Source organism: Marinococcus sp. LNHM3E3-2.2 (genome assembly GCF_056034385.1).
Genome location: NZ_JBQLIC010000012.1, coordinates 22,146 through 39,323, shown reverse-complemented (window position 1 = coordinate 39,323; position 17,178 = coordinate 22,146). Strand labels below are relative to the sequence as shown.

General features: G+C 47.6%; 14 protein-coding genes and 1 other annotated feature. All 14 genes read left to right on the top strand.

The genetic code is table 11. The features are described from left to right. Positions 1 to 89 precede the first annotated feature (89 nt). The 14 genes from secE to tuf all read left to right on the top strand — a co-directional run bounded on the left by secE (position 90) and on the right by tuf (position 16,900). Positions 90 to 287, top strand: a complete 198-nt coding sequence (secE, locus tag ACTRXF_RS13610) for a preprotein translocase subunit SecE (RefSeq protein WP_474263626.1) — start codon at positions 90 to 92, stop codon at positions 285 to 287. A 55-nt stretch (positions 288 to 342) separates the two neighbouring features. After that, a complete protein-coding gene (gene nusG, locus ACTRXF_RS13605; RefSeq protein WP_091616735.1) occupies positions 343 to 876 on the top strand; it encodes a transcription termination/antitermination protein NusG in 534 nt (177 codons plus the stop codon). Between the two features lie 179 nt (positions 877 to 1,055). Continuing rightward, positions 1,056 to 1,481, top strand: a complete 426-nt coding sequence (gene rplK, locus ACTRXF_RS13600) for a 50S ribosomal protein L11 (protein ID WP_022794455.1) — start codon at positions 1,056 to 1,058, stop codon at positions 1,479 to 1,481. 120 nt (positions 1,482 to 1,601) lie between these two features. Further along, the gene (gene rplA, locus ACTRXF_RS13595) at positions 1,602 to 2,300 is read left to right on the top strand and encodes a 50S ribosomal protein L1 (RefSeq protein WP_474263628.1); all 699 of its coding nucleotides are present in this window, start codon (positions 1,602 to 1,604) and stop codon (positions 2,298 to 2,300) included. Between the two features lie 100 nt (positions 2,301 to 2,400). Continuing rightward, positions 2,401 to 2,554 (top strand) — a sequence feature (ribosomal protein L10 leader region). A 43-nt stretch (positions 2,555 to 2,597) separates the two neighbouring features. Next, the gene (gene rplJ, locus ACTRXF_RS13590; RefSeq protein WP_474263630.1) at positions 2,598 to 3,104 is read left to right on the top strand and encodes a 50S ribosomal protein L10; all 507 of its coding nucleotides are present in this window, start codon (positions 2,598 to 2,600) and stop codon (positions 3,102 to 3,104) included. A 52-nt stretch (positions 3,105 to 3,156) separates the two neighbouring features. Next, positions 3,157 to 3,519, top strand: coding sequence for a 50S ribosomal protein L7/L12 (gene rplL, locus ACTRXF_RS13585; RefSeq protein ID WP_319630636.1), 363 nt, complete (start codon positions 3,157 to 3,159; stop codon positions 3,517 to 3,519). 105 nt (positions 3,520 to 3,624) lie between these two features. Beyond that, complete coding sequence (locus tag ACTRXF_RS13580; protein ID WP_474263632.1) at positions 3,625 to 4,221, top strand: class I SAM-dependent methyltransferase; 597 nt, start codon at positions 3,625 to 3,627, stop codon at positions 4,219 to 4,221. Positions 4,222 to 4,794: 573 nt separating this feature from the next. Continuing rightward, on the top strand, positions 4,795 to 8,334 hold the full coding sequence (gene rpoB / locus ACTRXF_RS13575) for a DNA-directed RNA polymerase subunit beta (RefSeq protein ID WP_474263634.1): 3,540 nt from the start codon (positions 4,795 to 4,797) through the stop codon (positions 8,332 to 8,334). 121 nt (positions 8,335 to 8,455) lie between these two features. Then, positions 8,456 to 12,073, top strand: coding sequence for a DNA-directed RNA polymerase subunit beta' (rpoC, locus tag ACTRXF_RS13570; protein WP_474263636.1), 3,618 nt, complete (start codon positions 8,456 to 8,458; stop codon positions 12,071 to 12,073). Between the two features lie 77 nt (positions 12,074 to 12,150). Continuing rightward, on the top strand, positions 12,151 to 12,402 hold the full coding sequence (locus ACTRXF_RS13565; RefSeq protein WP_474263638.1) for a 50S ribosomal protein L7ae-like protein: 252 nt from the start codon (positions 12,151 to 12,153) through the stop codon (positions 12,400 to 12,402). A gap of 117 nt (positions 12,403 to 12,519) precedes the next feature. After that, entirely contained in the window at positions 12,520 to 12,939 is a 420-nt protein-coding gene (rpsL, locus tag ACTRXF_RS13560; RefSeq protein ID WP_022794463.1) for a 30S ribosomal protein S12, read from the top strand. A gap of 39 nt (positions 12,940 to 12,978) precedes the next feature. Continuing rightward, positions 12,979 to 13,449 (top strand): 30S ribosomal protein S7, encoded by a 471-nt coding sequence (gene rpsG, locus ACTRXF_RS13555; protein WP_022794464.1) that lies wholly within the window; start codon positions 12,979 to 12,981, stop codon positions 13,447 to 13,449. Positions 13,450 to 13,500: 51 nt separating this feature from the next. Next, positions 13,501 to 15,579: an elongation factor G gene (fusA, locus tag ACTRXF_RS13550; RefSeq protein WP_322527242.1), complete on the top strand. Its 2,079-nt coding sequence runs from the start codon at positions 13,501 to 13,503 to the stop codon at positions 15,577 to 15,579. 130 nt (positions 15,580 to 15,709) lie between these two features. Continuing rightward, a complete protein-coding gene (gene tuf, locus ACTRXF_RS13545; RefSeq protein WP_022794466.1) occupies positions 15,710 to 16,900 on the top strand; it encodes an elongation factor Tu in 1,191 nt (396 codons plus the stop codon). Positions 16,901 to 17,178 lie beyond the last annotated feature (278 nt).

Sequence of the window (17,178 nt, the reverse complement as noted above, 5' to 3'; positions counted from 1 at the left end):
ATGCAGAAAAAGATGCAGATACTTTGTTCGTACGAGACCTTATATTAATAATTCTATAACCGTAAACACCGGTTGATGGAGGTGGCTGCATGGCTGGGGGTACGAAAAAAAGCCCTATCCGCTTTCTCAAAGAAGTAGGGCAGGAAATGAAGCGTGTTACATGGCCGACACGCAAAGAGCTAACGAAATATACGATTGTCACGGTACTGACTATCATCTTTTTTGTGATCTATTTTTCCGTTATCGATTTAGGGCTTTCTGAGCTTGTTCGTGTATTTTTAGAGTAGTAATGGTTGAACGTTTGGAATAAAGGAGGGAAGGGACTTAGCTCCCACTCTAGATATGGAAAAAAGCTGGTATGTAGTCCATACTTATTCGGGCTATGAAAACAAAGTAAAAACAAACCTGGAAAAACGGGTGGAGTCTATGGGGATGACGGATAAGATTTTCCGTGTACTGGTACCTGTGGAAGAAGAAACGGAAACCAAAAATGGGAAGAGCAAAACAGTCTCCAAAAAGGTTTTCCCGGGATATGTCATTGTTGAAATGGTAATGACAGATGACTCCTGGTACGTAGTCCGCAATACGCCCGGAGTAACCGGGTTTATCGGTTCGACAGGAGCTGGGTCGAAGCCGACGCCGCTGCTGCCGGACGAAGTGGATGCTATTCTCGGTCAGATGGGCGAGAAGGAACCAAAGGCAGAGGTTGATTTTGAACTTAAAGAAGCAGTGAAGGTTACCGAAGGGCCGTTTGCTGATTTCACCGGCACGGTCGAAGAAATTAATGCAGAAAAGCAGAAGGTCAAAGTTTATGTAAACATGTTTGGCCGCGAAACCCCGGTTGAACTGGAGTTTACTCAGGTAGAAAAAATCTAGAGCCGGCTTATTGTTTCCGCCCACTCTTGAATTAGCTGTTGCTTATTTTGGCTGCAGGTGATAAAATCATCCTGTTTGGTATTGAAAGATATCACAGCCTAAAGCACATGGTGTTTTAGAATGAGTGGGAGGATACATTGTATCCGGCTACCACATCACGGACGAAGGAGGTGTGTCGCGTGGCTAAAAGAGTCGAGAAGGTTGTTAAACTTCAAATTCCGGCTGGTAAAGCGAACCCGGCACCACCGGTAGGCCCAGCGCTTGGTCAAGCCGGTGTGAATATCATGGGATTCTGTAAAGAATTCAACGCTCGTACACAGGAGCAGACAGGGACAATCATTCCTGTAGAAATCAGTGTCTATGAAGACCGTTCGTTCACTTTTATTACGAAAACTCCGCCAGCTCCTGTACTTCTTAAAGAAGCAGCTGGAGTCAAAGGCGGTTCCGGTGAGCCTAACCGTAACAAAGTCGGTTCAGTAACCCGGGATCAGGTTCGTGAAATTGCTGAAACGAAAATGCAGGATTTGAACGCATCTGACGTTGATTCAGCAATGCGTATGGTTGAAGGAACAGCCCGCAGCATGGGCTTAAACGTTGAAGACTAATTGAAAGATTTGCCTTGCTGAAGGTTGTGTGGACGCCTCTGACGCTTTTGCCGAAGGGACGGCTCGCAACCTTTACTAGTGGGAGGTCTTACCGTTAAACCACAACAAGGAGGAAAAACAATGCCTAAAAGAGGTAAAAAATACCGCGAGGCGGCGCAGCTCATCGACCAGGAGCAGCAGTACAATGCTGAAGAGGCGATTGAGCTTGCGAAGAAAACATCGATCGTAAACTTTGATGCAACGGTAGAAGTGGCGTTTCGTCTTGGAATTGATCCGCGTAAAAACGATCAGCAGATCCGTGGCGCGATTGTACTTCCAAACGGAACAGGAAAAAGCCAGCGCGTGCTTGTTTTTGCTAAAGGCGAAAAAGCTCAGGAAGCAGAAGCAGCCGGCGCTGATTATGTAGGAGAAGAAGATCTGGTGAACCGCGTGCAGCAAGGCTGGTTTGACTTTGATGCAGTAGTAGCCACTCCTGACATGATGGCCCAGGTAGGGAAATTGGGCCGTACCCTCGGACCGAAAGGCCTTATGCCTAACCCGAAAACTGGTACGGTTACAATGGACGTTACAAAAGCTGTTGAAGAAATTAAAGCGGGTAAAGTGGAATACCGTGTCGATAAGTCCGGTAACATCCATGCGCCAATCGGCAAAGTATCCTTTGATACTGCAAGCCTGGTGGAAAACTTCAACACGGTTGCCGAAGCGCTTCAAAAAGCAAAGCCGGCAGCTGCTAAAGGAACGTACATGAGAGGCGTTGCTGTAACGACTTCCATGGGTCCTGGCGTAAAAGTAAGCACTTCGTCGTTGAAATTCGCATAAATTAAACCGTAATACTTTGTTTGCCGGGAGCTCCCGGGCGATCTTGAAAAAGCTCTTGACCCGGGTGCTGCTTCCATTTATACTAAATGACGGATCAGCCAACAATTTTATATTGTTGCCGCAGACAGCAGGAGTGCAAAGCACTTAAACGTCCTGCCGAGGTACCATTCCTATACATTGAACGCTTTAATGCGTTTTACGGGAGTAGTGTCTTCGTGTCTGCTAATTGGACAGGAAGATTTTTTGTGTCTGCGGTTGCAGGCGGCAAACAATAAAGAATGGCAGGAGGTGGAACGGATGAGCAAAGTAATCGAACAAAAGCAGGCGGTTGTTGATGAAATCGCGGCTAAGCTGAAAGACAGCGTATCGACCGTACTGGTGGATTATCGCGGTCTGGACGTATCGGAAATCACAGAATTGCGTGCGCAGCTTCGTGAAGCAGACGTTGATTTCAAAGTATATAAAAATACAATGGCGCGTCGTGCAGCAGAAGATGTGAATCTGAAGGACGAGTTGAATGAACACCTGGTAGGTCCTACAGCCATTGCGACAAGCAAAGAAGACGCAGTAGCACCTGCGAAAGTGTTGTACAACTTCGCTAAAGATCACGAAGCACTGGAAATCAAAACAGGTGTCATTGAAGGCAGCGTTGTTTCCCAGGAGCAGATCAAGGAATTGGCAAGCCTTCCATCCCACGATGGACTTGTGGCTATGCTGCTTAGCGTTATGCAGGCGCCAATCCGTAACTTCGCACTGGCTACAAAAGCAGTGGCAGAGCAAAAAGAAGAAGAAGAGAGCGCCTAACCAACCGGCGTTTAAATCGGCTTAAATATTAATATTAAGAGGAGGATTATCCATGAGTAATCAAGAAATGATTGATGCGATTAAGGAAATGTCCGTTCTGGAACTGAACGAATTAGTAAAAGCAATTGAAGAAGAATTCGGCGTAACAGCAGCTGCACCAGTAGCAGCTGGCGGTGGCGGCGGTGAAGTCGTTGAGGAAGAGCAAACAGAATTCGACGTAGTACTCGAAAGCGCTGGTTCTTCTAAAATCAACGTCATCAAAGTTGTCCGCGAAATTACCGGCCTCGGCTTGAAAGAAGCTAAAGCATTGGTAGACGGAGCTCCTGACACGTTGAAAGAAGGCGTATCTAAAGAAGACGCTGAAGAAATGAAAGGTCAACTCGAAGAAGCAGGCGCTTCTATCGAATTGAAGTAAGTTTCGTATAAAACTCATCCGCATCTGTGCGGGTGAGTTTTTTGTTGCAATAAACTGTCTGGCCCTGCTATGATAATATTCCAATAATTAGAACGGAGCGATGCTATGAGCGGTGAACAATATTTTCATGCAAATCCAAGCGCGGCGAGCAACGAGAAAGTCATTCGTGCAGAGCTTCGGGGAAAAGACTGGTCATTTATTACAGACAGCGGAGTCTTCTCGAAACAAACGGTGGATTTTGGGACGGAGACCCTGCTTGAAACCTTTGAATGGCCGGAGGTAGACGGGGACATCGTAGATGTTGGCTGTGGTTACGGCGTAGTAGGAGTTACTCTCGCCAAAGAAACCACCCGAAGCGTTCTGCTTTTTGATATCAATCAGCGCGCCGTGGAGCTTGCAAAGAAAAATATCCAGCGGTACCAGCTGGATAACGCAGAGGCGGCGGAGAGTGATTTGTTTAGCGCCTATAAAGGCGGAGCGGCAGCAGTTTTAACAAACCCACCCATCAGGGCCGGAAAGAAAGTAGTACACCGGCTGTTCGAAGAAGCTTATGAAGCACTAAAGTCGGGGGGCGAATGCTGGATTGTCATTCAAAAAAAGCAGGGCGCCCCTTCAGCGAAGGAAAAGCTTAATGAGCTTTTTCCGGTCGTGAAAAATGTGAAAAAGAATAAAGGCTATTATATTTTTCGGGCACGTAAATAAATAAAACAGCACCATCAGAAGTTGACGGTGCTGTTTTGATATGGTATTATAATTTAATGCGTATAAGTATCCATACGCGCCAAACTACATGTAATATTCTACTTATTAAATCAGGTGATACCGTAAGAAGTATCATCCATTTCTTTTCTATTTGCCACTTCACGGCTGGGCTGAATTACGGTTACAGCAAGCTTATCCACTACAACGAGAACGTTTGTGCTTTTGATTCCTTCTTATTCTAACACACTCGAATGAGAAATGGGAGAATCGATCGTAATAAGTATTAGGAAAAACAATTCCATTTAAGATAATCAACATAAGTCAGGGAGAAGCGATCAGCGTTCTCAAACTGGCTATTCGGTTTGTGAAGCTTTTTTAACGACGAGGTGTGCGCGGGCTGTTCTCTGTGTTCTGATACGCAGGCGTTTTTATCAGAACAGAAAGAGCCGTCCGTCTACATGACGACGCGTCTCTGCATTTATCACTATTTAGCTATATTACCGATAATTGCCTTGGAAAAACGCTTGTTTTTAAAACGGGCGGATATCATGCGAGATTTGAGGGGTGAATCTGTTGTCAAGTCAACTTATTCAATTTGGACGTCACCGCCAGCGGAGAAGCTATGCCCGAATCAATGAAGTATTGGACCTTCCAAACCTCATTGAGATTCAGACGGCTTCTTATCAATGGTTTCTAGATGAAGGTATTCGCGAAATGTTCCAGGACATTTCGCCGATTGAAGATTTTACCGGAAACTTGGTGCTTGAATTCATCGATTACAATTTAGGGGAGCCTAAATATCCGATTGATGAATCAAAAGAACGCGATGCCACATATTCTGCACCGCTCCGGGTCAAGGTTCGCCTGATGAACAAAGAGACCGGCGAAGTAAAAGAGCAGGAAGTATTTATGGGTGATTTCCCGCTTATGACCGACACAGGTACTTTTGTGATAAACGGTGCTGAGCGTGTTATCGTATCCCAGCTCGTACGTTCACCAAGCGTATATTTTAATAATAAAGTGGACAAAAACGGCAAGCGTGGCCACACTGCGACCGTTATTCCAAACCGCGGTGCATGGCTCGAGCTTGAAACAGACGCAAAAGACGTCGTTCACGTTCGTATTGACCGCACGCGGAAAATTCCGGTTACCGTGCTCCTTCGTGCGCTTGGGTTTGGCTCGGATCAGGAGATTATCGATCTTCTGGGTGAAGACCAGTACCTGCGAAATACGCTCGAAAAGGATAACACAGAAGGCAGTGAAAAAGCCCTTCTCGAAATTTATGAACGTCTCCGCCCTGGAGAACCGCCAACGGTGGACAGCGCTAAGAGCTTATTAAATACGCGCTTCTTTGATCCGAAGCGGTACGATCTCGCAAACGTCGGGCGTTATAAAATGAATAAAAAACTTCATATCCAGAATCGTTTATTCAACCAGCGTTTAGCAGAAACGCTTGCTGATCCAGAAACGGGAGAGGTCATTGTTGAAGCGGGTACGATGCTCGACCGCCGGACATTGGACCGTCTGATGCCGTACCTGGAAAACAATCTTGGATTTAAACGGTACACCGTTTCCGGTGGAGTGGTGGAAGATGCAGATTTGGACGTACAGTCTATTAAGATTTATGCAGATGACGGTCAAGGCGAAGACCGTGAAATTAACGTAATCAGTAACGGAAATATTGATAATGATACGAAGAATATTACTCCTGAAGACATGATTGCTTCGGTTAACTATTTCTTCAATCTTCTTCACGGTGTCGGCCGGACAGATGATATCGACCATCTGGGCAACCGTCGTCTCCGTTCTGTCGGGGAGCTGCTTCAAAATCAATTCCGTATCGGGCTTTCCCGTATGGAACGTGTCGTACGTGAGCGTATGTCCATTCAGGATCCAAGCTCTATTACGCCGCAGGCGCTTATCAATATCCGCCCGGTAATTGCTTCCATTAAAGAGTTTTTCGGAAGCTCGCAGCTTTCCCAGTTTATGGACCAGACAAATCCTCTGGCTGAGTTGACACACAAACGCCGTCTGTCAGCGCTTGGACCGGGCGGTCTTACCCGTGAACGTGCCGGCTTTGAAGTTCGTGACGTGCACTATTCCCACTACGGGCGTATGTGTCCGATCGAAACGCCGGAAGGTCCGAACATCGGTTTGATTAACTCCTTATCAAGCTACGCCAAGGTAAACAAATTCGGCTTCATCGAAACTGCCTACCGTCGTGTAGATCCGGATACGGGAGTGGTCACCGAACAGTGTGACTACCTGACTGCCGATGAAGAAGACAACTACGTAGTCGCCCAGGCGAACGCTTCACTTGCTGAAGATGGCACGTTTGCCGACGATGAAGTTATTGCCCGTTTCCGCGGGGATAACACGATCGTTCCAAAAGAAAAAATTGACTATATGGACGTATCGCCAAAGCAGGCAGTTTCTGCTGCGACAGCGTGCATTCCGTTCCTTGAAAACGATGACTCCAACCGGGCATTGATGGGTGCGAACATGCAGCGTCAGGCAGTACCGCTTCTTGAACCGGAAGCGCCTCTTGTAGGTACCGGCATGGAATACGTTTCAGCAAAAGATTCAGGCGCTGCCATTATCGCACGTCACAAAGGCGTAGTTGAGCGGGCGTCCGCACGTGAAATCTGGATCCGCCGCATTGAAAATGTGGATGGAAAAGAAGTCGAAACTGATATCGACAAATACCGTATGATGAAATACGTCCGTTCTAACCAGGGAACAAGCTACAACCAGCGTCCGATCGTAAAAGACGGAGATCGTATAGAAAAAGGCGAAGTACTTGCAGACGGTCCGTCGATGGACAATGGGGAAATGGCATTGGGCCGTAACGTATTAACCGCCTTTATGACGTGGGATGGCTATAACTATGAGGACGCTGTTATCCTGAGTGAACGGGTAGTAAAAGACGACGTTTATACTTCCATTCACGTCGATGAATACGAGTCAGAAGCCCGCGATACTAAGCTCGGACCGGAAGAAATCACCCGTGACATTCCAAACGTCGGCGAAGAAGCGCTGAAGGATCTGGATGACCGCGGTATTATCCGTGTCGGTGCGGAAGTGAAGGATGGCGACATTCTTGTTGGGAAAGTAACGCCAAAAGGCATGACGGAGCTTTCCGCAGAGGAACGTCTGCTTCACGCGATCTTTGGGGAAAAAGCCCGTGAAGTACGTGATACTTCGCTTCGTGTTCCTCACGGCGCAGACGGTATTGTACTCGACGTAAAAATCTTTAACCGTGAAGACGGAGATGAACTTCCGCCAGGAGTGAATCAGCTTGTCCGGGTGTACCTCGTGCAGAAGCGTAAGATTCACGAAGGGGATAAAATGGCCGGCCGTCACGGAAACAAAGGTGTTATTTCGCGTATTCTTCCAGAGGAAGATATGCCTTACCTGCCGGACGGAACACCGATTGATCTCATGCTGAACCCTCTCGGGGTGCCTTCTCGTATGAACATCGGACAGGTTCTTGAAATGCACCTCGGCATGGCGGCCCGTTCCCTGAACCTTCACATGGCGACACCGGTGTTTGACGGTGCCCGTGAAGAAGACGTGTGGGAAACCATTCAGGAAGCCGGTCTCGCCCGGGACGGAAAAACCGTATTGTATGACGGGCGTACAGGGGAAACCTTTGACAACCGTATTTCGGTCGGGGTCATGTATATGATCAAGCTTGCCCATATGGTTGACGACAAGCTTCACGCCCGTTCAACCGGGCCTTACTCCCTCGTCACCCAGCAGCCGCTTGGTGGTAAAGCCCAGTTCGGCGGCCAGCGTTTCGGGGAAATGGAAGTATGGGCGCTTGAAGCGTATGGTGCAGCTTATACGCTGCAGGAAATTCTCACAGTGAAATCCGACGACGTTGTCGGTCGTGTGAAGACGTACGAAGCGATTGTTAAAGGGGAAAATGTGCCGGAACCTGGCGTTCCTGAGTCGTTTAAAGTTCTGATTAAAGAGCTTCAAAGCCTTGGGATGGACGTGAAAATGCTTTCGAGCAATGAAGAGGAAATCGAGATGAAAGAACTCGATGATGAAGATGAACAACCCGGAGATAACTTGAATCTTAGACTCGAGTCCTCGGAAAACGCATAAGGTCTCATCGGTAAAATGGAGAACACGGGGTGTCTAATTAAAAGCTTATCAGCTTTTGTAGGCACCTCTTGTCCCTCTTTCAGCCATGCCACCTTTATAGATCGAAAGGGAGGTCGACCTCTTGATAGACGTCAATAACTTTGAATATATGAAAATTGGACTTGCCTCTCCGGAAAAAATTCGTTCCTGGACACACGGTGAAGTGAAAAAGCCAGAAACGATCAATTACCGGACGTTAAAACCGGAAAAAGACGGGCTGTTCTGCGAACGTATTTTTGGTCCGACAAAAGACTGGGAATGCCACTGCGGCAAATACAAGCGTATTCGCTATAAAGGCGTAGTCTGTGACAGATGCGGAGTGGAAGTTACCCGTTCGAAAGTGCGCCGGGAACGCATGGGCCACATCGAGCTTGCAGCTCCGGTATCTCATATTTGGTACTTTAAAGGTATTCCGAGCCGTATGGGACTTGTTCTTGATATGTCCCCGCGCTCGCTCGAAGAAGTTATTTATTTTGCTTCTTATACAGTAACGGAGCCAGGGGAGACGCCGCTTGAATACAAGCAGTTGCTTTCCGAACGAGAGTACCGTGCATATTACGATAAGTACGGCAAAACCTTCTCTGCTCAAATGGGTGCAGAAGCCATCCGCAAGCTTCTTCAGGATATTGATCTTGAAAAAGAAGTGCATGGCCTAAAAGGTGAACTCGAAACAGCACAGGGACAGCGCCGCACTCGTGCGATCAAGCGTCTGGAAGTGCTTGAAGCGTTCCGTCACTCTGGCAACCATCCAGCATGGATGATTCTCGACGTGCTCCCGGTTGTTCCTCCGGAAATCCGTCCAATGGTTCAGCTTGATGGCGGCCGGTTTGCAACCTCTGATCTGAACGATCTGTACCGTCGTGTGATTAACAGGAACAATCGTTTGAAGCGTCTTCTTGACCTGGGAGCACCGAGCATCATCGTACAAAACGAAAAACGGATGCTTCAGGAAGCTGTCGACGCCCTGATCGACAACGGGCGCCGCGGCCGTCCAGTTACCGGTCCCGGAAATCGTCCGCTAAAATCTCTTTCTCACATGCTTAAAGGGAAGCAGGGACGTTTCCGTCAGAACCTTCTCGGTAAACGTGTTGACTATTCTGGTCGTTCTGTTATCGTGGTCGGGCCAAGCCTGAAAATGTATCAATGCGGGCTTCCTAAAGAAATGGCTCTTGAGCTCTTCAAGCCGTTTGTAATGAAAGAACTCGTGAACCGGAGTCTGGCACACAACATTAAGAGCGCAAAGCGGAAAGTAGAACGCGTGCATCCGGAAGTATGGGATGTGCTTGAAGACGTTATCCGCGAACATCCGGTTCTTTTAAACCGTGCTCCAACGCTTCACCGCCTTGGTATTCAGGCGTTTGAACCGACGCTGGTCGAAGGGCGCGCCATCAAGCTTCACCCGCTCGTATGTACAGCGTATAACGCCGACTTTGACGGAGACCAGATGGCTGTACACGTGCCGCTTTCGGCAGAAGCGCAGGCAGAAGCCCGGGTGCTCATGCTTGCAGCGCAGAACATCCTGAACCCTAAGGATGGCAAGCCGGTTGTTACACCTTCCCAGGACATGGTGCTTGGAAACTATTACCTGACACTTGAGCGTGAAAATGCGATGGGTGAAGGTTCTACCTTTAATGATATAAAAGAAGTGCTCACTGCCTATCAAAACGGCTATGTGCATCTGCATACCCGGATTGCTCTGCCTGTCCGTGCGTTAAATAAAACGAATTTCAGTGAAGAAGAGATGAGCAAGCTCGTCTTAACGACACCAGGAAAGCTCATTTTCAATGAAATTCTGCCGACATCGTTCCCTTATGTGAACGAGCCGACAGCATTAAACCTTGAACAGGAGCTCCCGGAAAAATATGTAGTACCGAGCACGACAGATATAAAAGAAGAATTTAAAAACCGCGAACTCATACAGCCATTTAAAAAAGGCTTCCTGGGGGATATCATCGCAGCGGTATTTAAGAACTTCCAGATCATCGAAACGTCGAAAATGCTTGACCGTATGAAGGATCTTGGCTTCCATTACTCTACAAAAGCAGGTATTACTGTTGGTATTTCGGATATTGTTGTACTTCCGGATAAGCAGGACGTGCTGACGGATTCCGAGGAACAGGTTTCGCGGGTGATGAAACAGTTCCGACGCGGTTTGATTACCGAAGAAGAGCGCTACGATAAAATTATCAGTATTTGGGGCAGCGCCAAAGACGTCATTCAGGAAAAACTTATGGGTACGCTTGATATAAGAAACCCTATCTTTATGATGAGTGACTCCGGTGCCCGTGGTAACGCATCGAACTTTACCCAGCTTGCAGGTATGCGCGGACTGATGGCCAATCCATCCGGACGAATCATCGAGCTTCCGATTAAATCAAGTTTCCGTGAAGGACTTACTGTACTTGAATACTTTATTTCCACGCACGGTGCGCGTAAAGGTCTTGCCGACACAGCGCTTAAAACTGCTGACTCGGGTTATCTGACCCGTCGTCTTGTGGACGTGGCCCAGGACGTTATCATCCGTGAGGATGACTGTGGCACCGACCGCGGACTTGCGGTAGCAACGCTTCGTGAAGGTAACGAAATCATTGAAAAACTTCAGGACCGCCTCATCGGCCGTGTAGCCTTTGAAACAGTGCGTCATCCTGAAACGAACGAAGTACTGGCTCAAAAAGGCGAGCTTCTGAATGAGGATTCGGCCCGTATTATTGAAGAAGCCGGCGTCGAAAAAGTCGTTATCCGCTCTGTCTTTACGTGCGATACGCATCACGGCGTCTGCAAAAAATGCTACGGCCGTAACCTTGCTACAGGAGCCGACGTTGAAGTGGGCGAAGCAGTAGGAATCATTGCTGCCCAGTCTATCGGTGAACCGGGCACGCAGCTTACAATGCGTACGTTCCACACAGGCGGGGTAGCCGGGGATGACATTACCCAGGGCCTTCCTCGTATCCAGGAGCTTGTTGAAGCCCGTAATCCGAAAGGTCAGGCTGTCATTTCTGAACTCTCCGGCGAAATTGTCGATGTGAAAGATCTGACGGATAAAAAAGAAGTTACGGTGCAGGGCGCGCTTGAAAGCCGCTCCTATACAACTCCTTATGGTGCCCGTCTCCGCATAGGAGTAGGAGATCAGGTGGAAGTCGGCCAGGCTCTTACTGAAGGTTCGATCGATCCGAAAGAACTGTTGAAAGTAACCGGACTCGACCAGGTACAGCAGTATCTTCTGAAAGAAGTTCAGAAGGTATACAGCATGCAGGGCGTTGAAATTGGCGACAAGCACATTGAAGTAATGGTCCGTCAAATGTTCCGTAAAATCCGGATTACTGATTCCGGTAATACAGATGCTCTGCCTGGCAGTCTGGTGGAAGTGCATGCGTTTGAAAAAGCAAACCGTGAAGCACTTCAAAAACACCATCAGCCAGCCGTCGGTCAGCCGGTCATTCTTGGTATTACGAAAGCATCGCTTGAAACAGACTCCTTCCTTTCAGCCGCTTCGTTCCAGGAAACGACAAGAATTCTTACGGACGCAGCTATTCGCGGCAAACGCGACGAGCTTTTAGGTCTGAAAGAAAACGTTATTATCGGGAAACTGGTTCCGGCCGGTACAGGCATGCAGCGTTACCGCAGCCTCGAACAGGTTCTCCCGGAAGAAGCTGTTCAGGAAATGCAGGAATCGGGCGAAGAAGTATATTCGTCGGAATGAAATAGTGTTGACATCGCAAAAACGCGGTGATATGCTATCTAAGGTGCGTTAAGCTCCTGTGCTTTGGAGGATGAATGATGTCTTATGAAAAAGTAACACAGGCTGACGAAGTTTTAATTGGAACTAAACAAACGCTTAAAGCGATTGAACATGGCACAGCTTCCGAAATCATTGTGGCAGAAGATGCCGCTGTAGAAATTCAGCAGCGTATTCTTAAAGCTGCAAATGAAAGCAGTGTTTCCATCCAGTTTGTCGATTCGATGAAAAAACTTGGAAAAGCTTGCGGAATTGATGTAGGAGCGGCTACGATCGCTTTAAAAAAGCAATAACGAGTTTTTGCTGGTGGGATTTCGGATCTCATCGGCAAAAACTTTCATTTTGCTTATCAATGAACCACCTGGAACGGTGGTCTTGAAATAACTTAGTCGGAAAGGAGGAAAACAACTATGCCAACTATTAATCAGCTGGTTCGTAAAGGCCGTCAGATGAAGACTAAAAAGACTGACTCTCCGGCATTGAACCGAGGTTACAATAGCTTGCGTAAAGTCCCAACAGATCAAAATGCTCCGCAGAAACGTGGTGTATGTACTCGTGTAGGCACACTTACCCCGAAGAAACCAAACTCGGCTCTTCGTAAGTACGCACGTGTGCGCCTGACTAACCAAATCGAGGTTACAGCATACATTCCTGGTATTGGTCACAATCTCCAGGAGCACAGCGTAGTATTGATCCGTGGAGGCCGTGTTAAGGACCTTCCTGGTGTGCGTTATCACGTTGTTCGTGGTGCTCTTGATACTGCCGGTGTACAAAACCGTATGCAAAGCCGTTCCAAATACGGAACCAAGCGCGGGAAGAAAAAGAAATAATAACAGCTCGTTCATAATATAAAGAAAGGAGGAGGATTTATGTCTCGTAAAGGACCAGCACCACGCCGTGATGTTCTGCCTGATCCTATTTATAACTCCAAGCTTGTTACACGCATGATCAACCGTGTAATGAATGATGGTAAAAAAGGAAAAGCGCAAAATATCCTATACAGAGCATTTAACCTCGTGCAGGAGCGTTCCGGTCAGGAGCCGATGGAAGTTTTTGATCAGGCTATGAAAAACGTTATGCCTGTATTGGAAGTAAAAGCCCGCCGTGTAGGGGGAGCTAACTATCAGGTTCCAATTGAAGTTAAACCAGACCGTCGTACGACTCTGGCACTTCGTTGGATCGTGAGCTACGCTCGTCTTCGTGGAGAAAAAACCATGGAAGAGCGTCTTGCAAATGAAATTCTTGATGCTTCCAACAACACAGGATCTGCTGTTAAGCGTCGTGAAGATACTCATCGTATGGCTGAAGCAAACAAAGCGTTTGCTCACTACCGCTGGTAAGCAGTACCGCGGAAAATACTACTTTGATGAATGGAAGGAGAAAGAAAGTCCATGGCACGTGAATTCTCCTTGGAAAAAACCCGTAATATTGGAATCATGGCTCACATTGATGCTGGTAAAACGACAGCAACAGAGCGTATCCTTTATTACACGGGTCGTATCCATAAAATTGGTGAAACCCATGAAGGTGCTTCTCAAATGGACTGGATGTCGCAGGAACAAGAGCGTGGTATTACTATCACCTCCGCTGCGACGACAGCCCAATGGAAAAACCACCGTATCAATATCATCGACACTCCTGGCCACGTAGACTTTACCGTAGAGGTAGAGCGTTCCCTGCGTGTGCTTGACGGAGCTGTTGCTGTATTGGATGCGCAGTCCGGCGTGGAGCCGCAGACAGAAACTGTATGGCGCCAGGCAACTACCTACCATGTTCCACGTATTGTTTTCGTTAACAAAATGGACAAGGTAGGCGCGGATTTTGTTTATTCCTTAAGCACACTGACAGAGCGTCTCGGCGCGAATGCTCAGGCAATTCAGCTTCCGATCGGTGCTGAGGATGATTTTGAAGGAATTATTGATCTTATCGAAATGCAGGCTTACTACTACCTTGATGATCTCGGAACCCGTGCGGAAGCGCGTGAAATTCCGGAAGAGTATCAGGCACAGGCTCAGGAGTACCGCCAGAAGCTGGTGGAAGCTGTATCAGAACTCGATGAAGATCTTATGATGAAATACCTTGAAGAAGAAGAAATCACAAATGAAGAACTCAAACTGGCAATCCGTAAAGGAACGCTGAACGTTGAGTTTTATCCAGTACTTTGTGGTTCTGCCTTTAAAAACAAAGGCGTTCAGCTTATGATCGACGCTGTTCTCGACTATCTTCCATCTCCATTGGATGTTCCTGCTATTAAAGGTAAATATCCGGACTCGGAAGAAGAGGAAGAGCGCCCGGCAGACGACAACGGGAAGTTCTCTGCACTGGCCTTCAAAGTGGCCACAGACCCTTATGTCGGTAAGCTGACTTTCTTCCGCGTATATTCTGGTACACTCAGTTCCGGGTCGTACGTCAAAAACTCCACGAAAGATAAACGTGAGCGCGTCGGCCGTATTCTTCAAATGCACGCAAACTCCCGTGAAGAAATTTCAACGGTATATGCCGGTGATATTGCAGCGGGCGTCGGTTTGAAAGATACGAGCACCGGTGACACACTTGTGGCAGAAAAAGACAACATCGTGCTTGAATCGATGGACTTCCCTGAACCGGTTATTTCCCTTTCTGTAGAGCCGAAGTCGAAAGCGGACCATGACAAAATGAGTATCGCTCTCGGAAAGCTTGCAGAAGAGGATCCGACCTTCCAGACAGAAACAGACGAAGAAACCGGACAAACGATCATCAAAGGTATGGGTGAGCTTCACCTTGACATTATCGTTGACCGTTTGAAACGGGAATTCAAAGTAGAAGCGACTGTAGGTGCCCCTCAGGTATCCTATCGTGAAACAATCCGCCAGGAAGCTAACTGCGAAGGTAAATTCGTACGTCAGTCCGGTGGACGCGGTCAGTACGGACACGTTTGGGTGAAATTTGAGCCAAACGAAGAAGGCGCCGGCTTTGAATTTGTAAACAAAATCGTCGGCGGTGTGGTACCTCGTGAGTATGTACCTTCCGTGCAGTCCGGTATTGAAGAGTCCCTTCAAAGCGGTATGCTCGCCGGTTATCCGGTTATCGACGTAAAAGCTACTCTTTTTGACGGTTCCTATCACGATGTCGACTCTAACGAGATGGCATTTAAAGTTGCGGCTTCCATGGCTCTGCGTGAAGCAAAGCAAAAATGTAAGCCGGTACTGCTTGAACCGTTAATGAAAGTAGATATCGTGGTTCCAGAAGAATACATGGGCGACGTTATGGGTGATGTAACATCCCGCCGTGGCCGTGTAGACGGTATGGAAGCACGAGGCAACTCTCAGGTTATCCGGTCATTTGTACCGCTTGCTGAGATGTTTGGGTACGCCACGACTCTTCGTTCCAACACGCAGGGCCGCGGAACGTATTCCATGTTCTTCGATCATTACGAAGAAGTGCCAAAAAGTGTTTCTGAAGATGTTATCAAGCAGGCAACAGGACAGTAAAAATCCGGCAGCTTGATGATTGTATGCATGACGGATTTATTGTAAGCTAAGGTAGGGCGTTTACTGATAGCAGCGCCCGCCTGGCTGCTATACAACATTAATTACCTGAAATAAAGGGAGGACAATTATAATGGCAAAAGAAAAATTCGACCGTTCGAAAACGCATGCGAACATTGGTACTATCGGTCACGTTGACCATGGTAAAACAACTTTGACTGCTGCGATCACAACGGTACTTCACAAAAAATATTCCCGCGGAACGGCTATGGCTTATGACGCAATCGACGGTGCACCTGAAGAGCGTGAGCGTGGAATCACGATCTCCACTGCACACGTTGAGTATGAAACTGATTCCCGTCACTATGCACACGTTGACTGCCCAGGTCACGCTGACTATGTTAAAAACATGATCACTGGTGCAGCTCAAATGGACGGAGCGATTCTCGTTGTGTCCGCAGCTGACGGCCCAATGCCTCAGACTCGTGAGCACATCCTGCTTTCCCGTCAGGTTGGTGTACCATCCATCGTTGTTTTCTTGAACAAAGTTGACATGGTAGACGACGAAGAGCTTCTCGAACTCGTAGAAATGGAAGTTCGTGACCTCTTATCCGAATACGACTTCCCTGGTGACGATGTACCAATCATCAGCGGTTCTGCTCTGAAAGCCCTCGAAGGCGACGAAGAGTATGAAAACAAAATTCTTGAACTGATGGAAGCTGTAGACAACTACATTCCAACTCCAGACCGTGACAAAGACAAGCCATTCATGATGCCTGTAGAGGACGTATTCTCTATCACAGGCCGTGGTACAGTTGCAACTGGCCGTGTTGAACGTGGCGTTCTTAACGTTGGGGACGAAATTGAAATCATCGGTATCGATGAAGACTCCCGCAAATCCACGGTTACTGGTGTAGAAATGTTCCGTAAGCTTCTTGACTATGCAGAAGCTGGCGACAACATTGGTGCGCTTCTCCGTGGTGTGTCCCGTGATGACATCAAACGTGGCCAAGTTCTTGCAAAGCCAGGTTCGATTACTCCACACACTAACTTCAAAGCAGAAGTTTATGTACTTTCCAAAGACGAAGGTGGACGTCATACTCCATTCTTCTCTAACTACCGCCCACAGTTCTACTTCCGTACTACGGACGTAACTGGTATCATCCAACTGCCTGAAGGCGTTGAGATGGTAATGCCTGGCGATAACGTAGAAATGACAGTTGAGCTCATCAACCCAATCGCTATCGAAGAAGGAACTAAGTTCTCTATTCGTGAAGGCGGCCGTACAGTTGGCGCCGGCGTTGTTTCTACTATCCAAAAATAATCACCCGATTATTCTCCTCTAATGCTGAAAAGCATTAGAGGTTTTTTTATTTCTTCCATATTAATTAAAGCTCTTAAAGATAAAAGGGAAAAAGGGGGGGGGCGCACCGAGATTTTTTTGAAAAACCCCTTGCGTAAAAGGCGAACGATCACTATAATAGATGAAGTGTGACCATGGGAGACATAGAAATACTTCTATATCCACCCACGGTCAGGCGATGATGCGGAAGGTTGCTGACACACCCGGGTCCATTGCCATGACCAGGTGTGAGGAAATTT

Excerpts from the sequence above, each read along its gene's own strand:
- secE (WP_474263626.1), top strand. The coding sequence starts at position 90 with ATGGCTGGGGGTACGAAAAAAAGCCCTATCCGCTTTCTCAAAGAAGTA.
- nusG (WP_091616735.1), top strand. The coding sequence starts at position 343 with ATGGAAAAAAGCTGGTATGTAGTCCATACTTATTCGGGCTATGAAAAC.
- rplA (WP_474263628.1), top strand. The coding sequence starts at position 1,602 with ATGCCTAAAAGAGGTAAAAAATACCGCGAGGCGGCGCAGCTCATCGAC.
- rplJ (WP_474263630.1), top strand. The coding sequence starts at position 2,598 with ATGAGCAAAGTAATCGAACAAAAGCAGGCGGTTGTTGATGAAATCGCG.
- rplL (WP_319630636.1), top strand. The coding sequence starts at position 3,157 with ATGAGTAATCAAGAAATGATTGATGCGATTAAGGAAATGTCCGTTCTG.
- ACTRXF_RS13580 (WP_474263632.1), top strand. The coding sequence starts at position 3,625 with ATGAGCGGTGAACAATATTTTCATGCAAATCCAAGCGCGGCGAGCAAC.
- ACTRXF_RS13565 (WP_474263638.1), top strand. The coding sequence starts at position 12,151 with ATGTCTTATGAAAAAGTAACACAGGCTGACGAAGTTTTAATTGGAACT.
- rpsL (WP_022794463.1), top strand. The coding sequence starts at position 12,520 with ATGCCAACTATTAATCAGCTGGTTCGTAAAGGCCGTCAGATGAAGACT.
- rpsG (WP_022794464.1), top strand. The coding sequence starts at position 12,979 with ATGTCTCGTAAAGGACCAGCACCACGCCGTGATGTTCTGCCTGATCCT.
- fusA (WP_322527242.1), top strand. The coding sequence starts at position 13,501 with ATGGCACGTGAATTCTCCTTGGAAAAAACCCGTAATATTGGAATCATG.
- tuf (WP_022794466.1), top strand. The coding sequence starts at position 15,710 with ATGGCAAAAGAAAAATTCGACCGTTCGAAAACGCATGCGAACATTGGT.